Raw genomic sequence first — 6618 nt, 5'->3', positions numbered from 1 at the left:
TCTGGCAAGGCTGGGACGGAAGTCGCTGTCGTTCTCAAAATCGGTGGAGCTGCATGACAAAGTCATCGGGCATTATCTGAACATAAAACACTATCAATAAGTTGGAGTCATTACCGGAACTGTCGTGTTTGTCCGTTTTAGTAAAATGACGGGAAGAAGCGTTCAGTCACCTCTTACCACGATGTTTTTCTTTGATGCGCTTTTTTTTGGTCTGGGTAGTAAGCGAGACATGAACATCGCAGCATCTTCATTTATCGTCTTTCTAGTCAGTATCTGGGGATTAACCTATTTAAAATTAAGCCCCCATTTTTGGGGAAGTCGCGAAAGTTATATTGGTTTTGCGATCGCCGGAATTTTATTTCTGATTATGCATTGCCGCTATTGTGCAAAAAATGTCGTTATCAAAAATGATGGCCTGGCCCCCATGAGAGAGTTGATTAATATCCGGCGCTCCGGCCTTACCAGCCCCTTTATATGGTTAAGCAGGGCCGGGTATCTGGGGTTCTTTATTGGCATGCTTCACTGAAGCGAGATGCGAAAAAACAGCCTCCGTGCCCATTGAGACTACCCCAGCCTCTCCACCCGCGTCTCCCCTTCCGTCATCGACAGCTGATACAGCGAAAACGTTCGCTGCTTCTCAATCAACTTTGCCAGCTCCGGCGAGTGGCTGGTGAGCCAGATCTGCGAGTAGCGGCTGGCCTCGGCGATTAAGCTCGCCAGGGCAGGCAGCATCTGCGGGTGCAGGCTGTTTTCCGGTTCGTTCAACGCGATAAACGCCGGTGGGCGCGGGCTGAGCAGCGCTACCGCCAGGCACAGAAAGCGCAGGGTGCCGTCGGAGAACTCCGCCGGTTCCAGCGGCCTGCTCAATCCCTCGCGCTGCATCATCATGCGAAAACGTCCGCCGGTGTTGTCGCTGTAAAACACGCAGCCGGGGAAGGCCTGGTCGAGGATGCGCATCAGCAGCAGCTCGTCGCCAATCTCCACGATGGTCTGAAACGCCGCCGCCAGGTTAGCGCCGTCGCTGGCCAGCACCGGGGAGCGGAAACCGACCTGCGGGGCGCGCATCGCCGAGCCGATTGATACTGAAAACTCATGATAAAAGCGCCAGTTACGCAGGGACTCGCGCATCTGCGACACTTCCGGGTAAAGGTGCGGTTCGCCGAGCTGTCCGAATACCGATTCGTTCTCGTACAGCGTGCCGCTGTGGGTCACTTTCTCGTGATGCACGTTATTCAGAAACACCGCCTGATTCCTGCGCTTCATCAGCTGCGACGAGGGGCGGCGGTGCTGGCCGCTCAGCCAGAGAGATTCTTCTTTGATCACCGGATCGAGCTGGAACTGCGAGGGGTAGGGCAGCTTCTCCACAAACCCGACCTGCAGCTCGTATTCGTAGGCCTCTGTTTCTACCGCGAGGTTCATCCGCCGCAGCTGGTCGCTACGGGTTTTGCCTGCCCAGAACACCTTCAGAATGCCGCCCTCGTTCGCCAGCGCCTGGGAAAACTGACCCAGGGCGGCGCTGTGCATCAGGTGTATCGCTTTGTAGATATTCGATTTTCCAGTGCCGTTCGGCCCGAAGACGATATTGAGCTGCTCCAGCTCCAGCGACATCTCGCGGATGGAGCGGTAGTTTTGAATGTGCAGGGTGTGGATCACAGGCAGGCCCCTTTCGCAGAATAAGACTGTATATAATCACAGTCTTTGAGATGAAATGCAAAAAAGAGACGACAGTGAGGATGTCGTCTAAACGGGGTACTGCTTTGGGCCTCTACGGGTCAATGGGGCCTTCGCATTTTTTTCATCACTTGACTGCCAGACGCAGACCCAAATCATCAGGATAGGGATCAAAGTAGTTTTGCGTCATCAGATACCGGTCGGGGTATTCGGCCAGGTAGTGCTTCAGCAGCGTGATCGGGGCGAGGATAGGTAACTGTCCGTTGCGATAGTGCAGGATCACGTCGCGCAGTTCGCCGCGCTGGCGGGTGTTCAGCTGGTTACGAAAATACCCCTGAATATGCATCAGCACGTTGGTGTGATTCTTCCGCGAAGCGGGTTTTTTCAGTATGGTCATCAGCTTTTCCCGGTACGCCACAAAGAAGGCGTCCAGGTCTTCCCACTCGTGCAGCGAGGCAACGAACGGGCCGATTTCACGGTAACCCGCCTGATGGTGCGCCAGCAGCTGGAGTTTGTAACGGCTGTGGAAGTCCAGCAGCGCGCGGCGCGTGAGGCCATTTTTACGCAGCGTGTTGAGTTCGTGCAGGGCAAAAACACGTTCGACAAAGTTTTCACGCAGCACCGGATCGTGCAGGCGTCCGTCCTCTTCCACGGGCAGCCACGGCCAGGTTTCAAGGAGGGCGGCGGTGAACAGCCCGACCCCCTCCTTGCGGCCCCGGTTGCCGTTTTCATCATACAGGCGCACGCGTTCCATGCCGCAGCTTGGAGATTTAGCGCAGACGATAAACCCGGCGAGATCGCCGATTTTCGGCAAAAAATCTGCCGTAAAGTCCGCCATTTTCTGCGTAACGTCTTCGTGAGGCGCATGGCTAAAGCGCATCTGCGTTTCACCGCTGGTGGTCAAAATCAAACGCAGCGCAGGGCGAGGCGTCGGCAGGCCGATGGCCATTTCCGGACAGACGGGCCTGAAGTTCACCCACTGGGCCAGCTCATCCATGACGAAGCTCATACGCTTGTGTCCGCCGTCAAAGCGAACGGCGGATCCGGTCAAACATCCGCTAATACCGAGCACAGGTTTCGTTGTCATGGTGTGGTCCTCCCGTTCATATAATTAAAACTTACACAACATGACTAATTTGTCCAAGTATTCGCGGAACTATTTTTTTAATTCCTTTAAAATCAATACGTCTTAGCTGCCCTTGTAAGTCGAGTAACCGTACTGGCTCAGCAGAAGCGGGATGTGCAGCTTCTCGTTGGTGCGGGTCACGGTAAACAGCACCGGGATCTCCGGGAAGAAGGAGTCCAGCTTTTTGCCGTGGAAGTACTCTGCGGTTTTGAAGGTCACTTTATACACGCCAGGCTGCATGTCCTGATCCTGCGGATAAAGCGATTTGATGCGTCCGTCATGGTCGGTTTTACCGCTGGCAATCGGGGTCCATTTGTCCTGCTGCTGCTTCTCCAGCGTAACGCTCACGTCTGATGGCGGCATCCCGGTTTGCTGGTCGAGAATGTGGACGCTCAGCGTACCGGCAGGGGCGCTAAAGGCGGCGGGGGCAAAGGCCATTGAGGCCAGGATCAGCAGAGGGGCAGTTTTTTTCATGGTGTTTTCCTGTGGAGTTATTCGTCACAGGAAAACGTTAGCATTTGCGGCGCGGGAAAATATTCAACTTTTCGTGAAGATTCCCGCAGAAGAAAATGATCAGAGGATAATCACTTCAAGCGATACCTGCTGCTGCCACTGCTCCACCTGCTTTTTCCGCCCGGCGGTGAGTTTACCGCTGGTGACCAGCAGCCATTTTCGCTCCGGGAAAATGTCCGGAGCCAGGGCGTCTGGCGGAACTGGCAGAATGTCGATGCGGTGGCCCTGCCCGGTGCGCGTTAGGGCTTCGAGCCAGATCTCGCACGGGTCGTTCAGGTGCCAGCCGCTAAGCAGAATATTATCGCCCGGCGCTTTTTTATCGCCTTCGAGGCAAAACGAGGTATAGGCGATGATGATGCCGTCGAGGATCGCGCGCAGGGTCATGGCGGCGGCCACGTTAGCCGAGACCTGGCGGCGCAGCGGGCGCAGCACGTTCGCGACCAGCTCCGGCCTTGGGTATTCGCGCCCGGCGTCGTAAATCATCTGGCGCAGGGACTCGACTTTGCCGTCCTGCAGGCGTTGCAGCATGTTCTGCTGCAGGGTTTGCCAGTTGTTGGTTCGGCCCGGCGTCGGGCGTTCCAGCAGCGGTTTGACCTGGCCGATCGGGACGCCTTTTTTTACCCAGTCGAGGATTTTGAGCGCCTGCTGGACGTCCTCATCGCTGTACTGGCGATGGCCGCCTTCCGTGCGCTGTGGCTTGAGTAAACCATAGCGACGCTGCCACGCCCGCAGGGTGGTGGCGGTGATGCCGCTGAGTCTGGCGAATTCGCCGATGGAGTAAGCCATGTCCGTGTCCAGAGTGGAGGAATACTCTCAATATACTACGAATTTTCCCGAACGGGATGAAGCGCCGAAACGGTGCACTACACTTAACATCCAACCGTGCAAATGAAAGGAATTCTCATGAAGCTATGGCCTGTTGTGACCGGTGTTGCGATTGCTTTGACGCTGGTCGCCTGTAAATCCCCCACGCCGCCGAAAGGCGTGCAGCCTATTACCAACTTCGAAGCCAGCCGCTATCTCGGTAAATGGTACGAAGTCGCCCGTCTGGAAAACCGCTTCGAACGCGGGCTGGAGCAGGTGACGGCGACCTACGGCAAGCGCAGCGACGGCGGTATCAGCGTGCTTAACCGGGGTTACGATCCGGTGAAGAACAAGTGGAATGAGAGCGAGGGGAAAGCGTACTTCACCGGCGAGCCGACCACCGCTGCGCTGAAGGTCTCCTTCTTCGGCCCGTTCTACGGCGGCTATAACGTGATCAGACTGGACGATAAGTACCAGTACGCGCTGGTCAGCGGCCCGAACCGCGATTACCTGTGGATCCTGTCGCGCACGCCGACCATCCCGGATGCGGTGAAGCAGGATTACCTGAACACCGCGCGCAGTCTGGGCTTCCGGGTTGACCAGCTGGTGTGGGTGAAACAATAAAAATCGTGCTTTCTTCCTGGGGCATTACTGGCTGGCCTGGATAGACTTCCGTTAAAAGCCCACCGGAGGGAAGACGACATGAACTGGCAGCCTTTTCGCGGCGATGCGCCGGAAAATATGACGATTTTCAGCGCGTCATTTCCCGACGTCAGCGACCAGTGGCCGATGAAAGACGATGCTGCTCGTGAGATCGCCTCCCTTGACCGCGCCCTGAAAGCCGAGCCAGCGCTCCGGCCGCCGCGTGTGGAATACGACGAGGGCGGGCAGGCCGTGCTTGTTCCGCAGAACCGCTATTCCGAACAGGCCTTCCGCAACCGTCCGGCGCTCACCGCGTGGCGCACCCGGCTGGTCCCCTCCGCGCTGGCGCTGTTTGTGGTGCAAAACCCGCTGGAGGACCGCCTGCCCGACGGCACAAAAATGGACAGCGACAGCCGCCAGTGGTTTATCCATGCTAACGATGCGATTGGCGTGCGCTCCCGCGCCCGGGTGCTGGCCGCGCTGGTGGATAAGTACATTCATAATGAAAGCGAGAACAACTGGGTCAGCCTCGCGAGCGGTGCCGCCATTCCGGTGCTGGAGGCGCTGCGCGAAGCAAAGCTCGACGGTCAGCAGGTCTATCTCACGCTGGTGGACAAAGACCCCGTAGCGCTGAGCTGGGCGGAAACCATGGCGGCGCAGGAAGGCATTGTGGTGGGCGAACAGCTGACGCTGCTCAGGCGCAACCTGCTCCATACGCTGGTGCGTAACGAGGACCTGCTGCTGGAGCTGGGCGAGCATCAGGCTGAACTGGTCGACGCGCTGGGGATTTTCGAATACTTCAACGATACTGACGCGGTGATTTTTCTCCAGCGCGCGCTGCGGCTGGTCAAGCCCGGCGGCGCGGTGATTGTGTCGAACATGCTCACCAGCAGCCCGCAGATTGACTTTGTGCTGCGGGGCATCGGCTGGGAGGATATTCACCCGAGGTCGTTACAGCAGCTGCAGGACATCCACCTCGCGGCGGGCGTGCCGGTGGAAAACGTCACCGTGGTGGTGCCGAAGGACGGGGTGTATGCGGTGATGGAGATCAGGGTAGGGGATGAAAAACCGCACGGTCAGTTCCCTCTCCCTGTGGGAGAGGGCTAGGGTGAGGGGGAACAGAGCGCAAGGAGTGACTTGAATTAACGTCCTAAACCGCACATGATCCCCCCATGAAAATTGAAACCGCACTCCCCACACACTTCGAACGTCTTGTTGCGATCTGGGAATCCTCCGTCCGCGCCACCCATCACTTTTTACAGGAAAGCGATATCGCGGCGCTGCGCCCGTTATTGCTTAACGCGTATTTGCCAAACCTCAGCGTTGTGATGGCCCAGTATGACGCAGGCGTTATTCACGGCTTTTTAGGCGTGGATGAAAACCGCATTGAAATGCTGTTTGTTGATGATGCGAGCCGGGGGAAAGGCGTTGGGAAATTGCTGCTGCAACACGCCATCGCAGCGTTCGGCGCGAACGAAGTGGACGTGAATGAGCAGAACCCGCAGGCCGTGGGATTTTATCGCCATATGGGGTTTGAGCAGGTCGGCCGCTCGGAACTGGACGGGCAGGGGAATCCGTTTCCGTTGCTGCATATGAAGCTGAACAGGAATACCGGGATTAGCGCTTAGCCTGTTTATCCCATTTTAATAAGCCGATAATATCTTTCTCACCTTCGGCTTGTTTCAGCAGGCGCTGCTTTTTTTCAAACTCAATGTATTCTGAGCACGCCTTTTCATCAGCCGCTTTCTTGCTGATTTTGCCTGCTCCTTTTAAAACGCCCCGATCTGTTTGTTATTTTATTTTGTCAGCCAAAAGGTGTGGGGTCAAATGTGTTTACAATACTTCCTCTAACTACAGAGATG

The 6618-nt window shown here is 56.5% G+C and carries 9 protein-coding genes and 1 pseudogene; 5 read left to right on the top strand and 5 right to left on the bottom strand.

Features of this window, described 5'->3' with window-relative positions; all coding sequences use genetic code 11:
• Both FHC48_RS12200 and FHC48_RS12195 read left to right on the top strand, forming a co-directional pair.
• Positions 1-100, top strand: a 100-nt coding sequence (locus tag FHC48_RS12200; RefSeq protein WP_000641146.1) for an IS1 family transposase, incomplete at its 5' end; no start/stop codon positions are given.
• 24 nt (positions 101-124) lie between these two features.
• Positions 125-526, top strand: a complete 402-nt coding sequence (locus FHC48_RS12195) for a hypothetical protein (RefSeq protein WP_310572869.1) — start codon at positions 125-127, stop codon at positions 524-526.
• A 38-nt stretch (positions 527-564) separates the two neighbouring features.
• On the opposite strand, the gene FHC48_RS12190 is transcribed toward FHC48_RS12195, so the two are convergent.
• The 4 genes from FHC48_RS12190 to FHC48_RS12175 form a co-directional block, all read right to left on the bottom strand.
• Positions 565-1653, bottom strand: a complete 1089-nt coding sequence (locus FHC48_RS12190; RefSeq protein ID WP_059362233.1) for an AAA family ATPase — start codon at positions 1651-1653, stop codon at positions 565-567.
• Between the two features lie 145 nt (positions 1654-1798).
• A complete protein-coding gene (locus FHC48_RS12185) occupies positions 1799-2758 on the bottom strand; it encodes a DUF523 and DUF1722 domain-containing protein (RefSeq protein WP_032675710.1) in 960 nt (319 codons plus the stop codon).
• A gap of 102 nt (positions 2759-2860) precedes the next feature.
• A complete protein-coding gene (uraH, locus tag FHC48_RS12180) occupies positions 2861-3271 on the bottom strand; it encodes a hydroxyisourate hydrolase (RefSeq protein ID WP_008500117.1) in 411 nt (136 codons plus the stop codon).
• Positions 3272-3370: 99 nt separating this feature from the next.
• Positions 3371-4096 carry a MerR family transcriptional regulator gene (locus tag FHC48_RS12175; protein ID WP_008500116.1) on the bottom strand — a complete coding sequence of 242 codons (726 nt, stop codon included), beginning with the start codon at positions 4094-4096 and terminating at the stop codon, positions 3371-3373.
• A 117-nt stretch (positions 4097-4213) separates the two neighbouring features.
• Between FHC48_RS12175 and FHC48_RS12170 the strand changes: the two genes are divergently transcribed.
• From FHC48_RS12170 to FHC48_RS12160, 3 genes are all read left to right on the top strand, one after another.
• Complete coding sequence (locus tag FHC48_RS12170) at positions 4214-4738, top strand: lipocalin family protein (RefSeq protein WP_008500115.1); 525 nt, start codon at positions 4214-4216, stop codon at positions 4736-4738.
• Positions 4739-4816: 78 nt separating this feature from the next.
• Positions 4817-5863 (top strand): class I SAM-dependent methyltransferase, encoded by a 1047-nt coding sequence (locus tag FHC48_RS12165; protein ID WP_059362236.1) that lies wholly within the window; start codon positions 4817-4819, stop codon positions 5861-5863.
• A 65-nt stretch (positions 5864-5928) separates the two neighbouring features.
• Positions 5929-6384, top strand: a complete 456-nt coding sequence (locus FHC48_RS12160; RefSeq protein ID WP_059362239.1) for an acetyltransferase — start codon at positions 5929-5931, stop codon at positions 6382-6384.
• Here FHC48_RS12160 and FHC48_RS23470 read toward each other — a convergent pair.
• Positions 6374-6541 (bottom strand): annotated as a pseudogene (locus FHC48_RS23470) (hydroxyacid dehydrogenase); the annotation flags it as partial. The gene FHC48_RS12160 and the pseudogene FHC48_RS23470 sit on opposite strands and share 11 nt — an antisense overlap.
• Positions 6542-6618: the final 77 nt, after the last annotated feature.

This window comes from Enterobacter sp. EC_50, assembly GCF_019584525.1.
Lineage (GTDB): Bacteria > Pseudomonadota > Gammaproteobacteria > Enterobacterales > Enterobacteriaceae > Enterobacter > Enterobacter roggenkampii.
This window is presented reverse-complemented; position numbering and strand designations above follow the sequence as displayed.

Coding starts and splice junctions, on each gene's coding strand:
- uraH (WP_008500117.1), bottom strand. CDS start 3,271: ATGAAAAAAACTGCCCCTCTGCTGATCCTGGCCTCAATGGCCTTTGCC.
- FHC48_RS12170 (WP_008500115.1), top strand. CDS start 4,214: ATGAAGCTATGGCCTGTTGTGACCGGTGTTGCGATTGCTTTGACGCTG.
- FHC48_RS12175 (WP_008500116.1), bottom strand. CDS start 4,096: ATGGCTTACTCCATCGGCGAATTCGCCAGACTCAGCGGCATCACCGCC.
- FHC48_RS12185 (WP_032675710.1), bottom strand. CDS start 2,758: ATGACAACGAAACCTGTGCTCGGTATTAGCGGATGTTTGACCGGATCC.
- FHC48_RS12160 (WP_059362239.1), top strand. CDS start 5,929: ATGAAAATTGAAACCGCACTCCCCACACACTTCGAACGTCTTGTTGCG.
- FHC48_RS12165 (WP_059362236.1), top strand. CDS start 4,817: ATGAACTGGCAGCCTTTTCGCGGCGATGCGCCGGAAAATATGACGATT.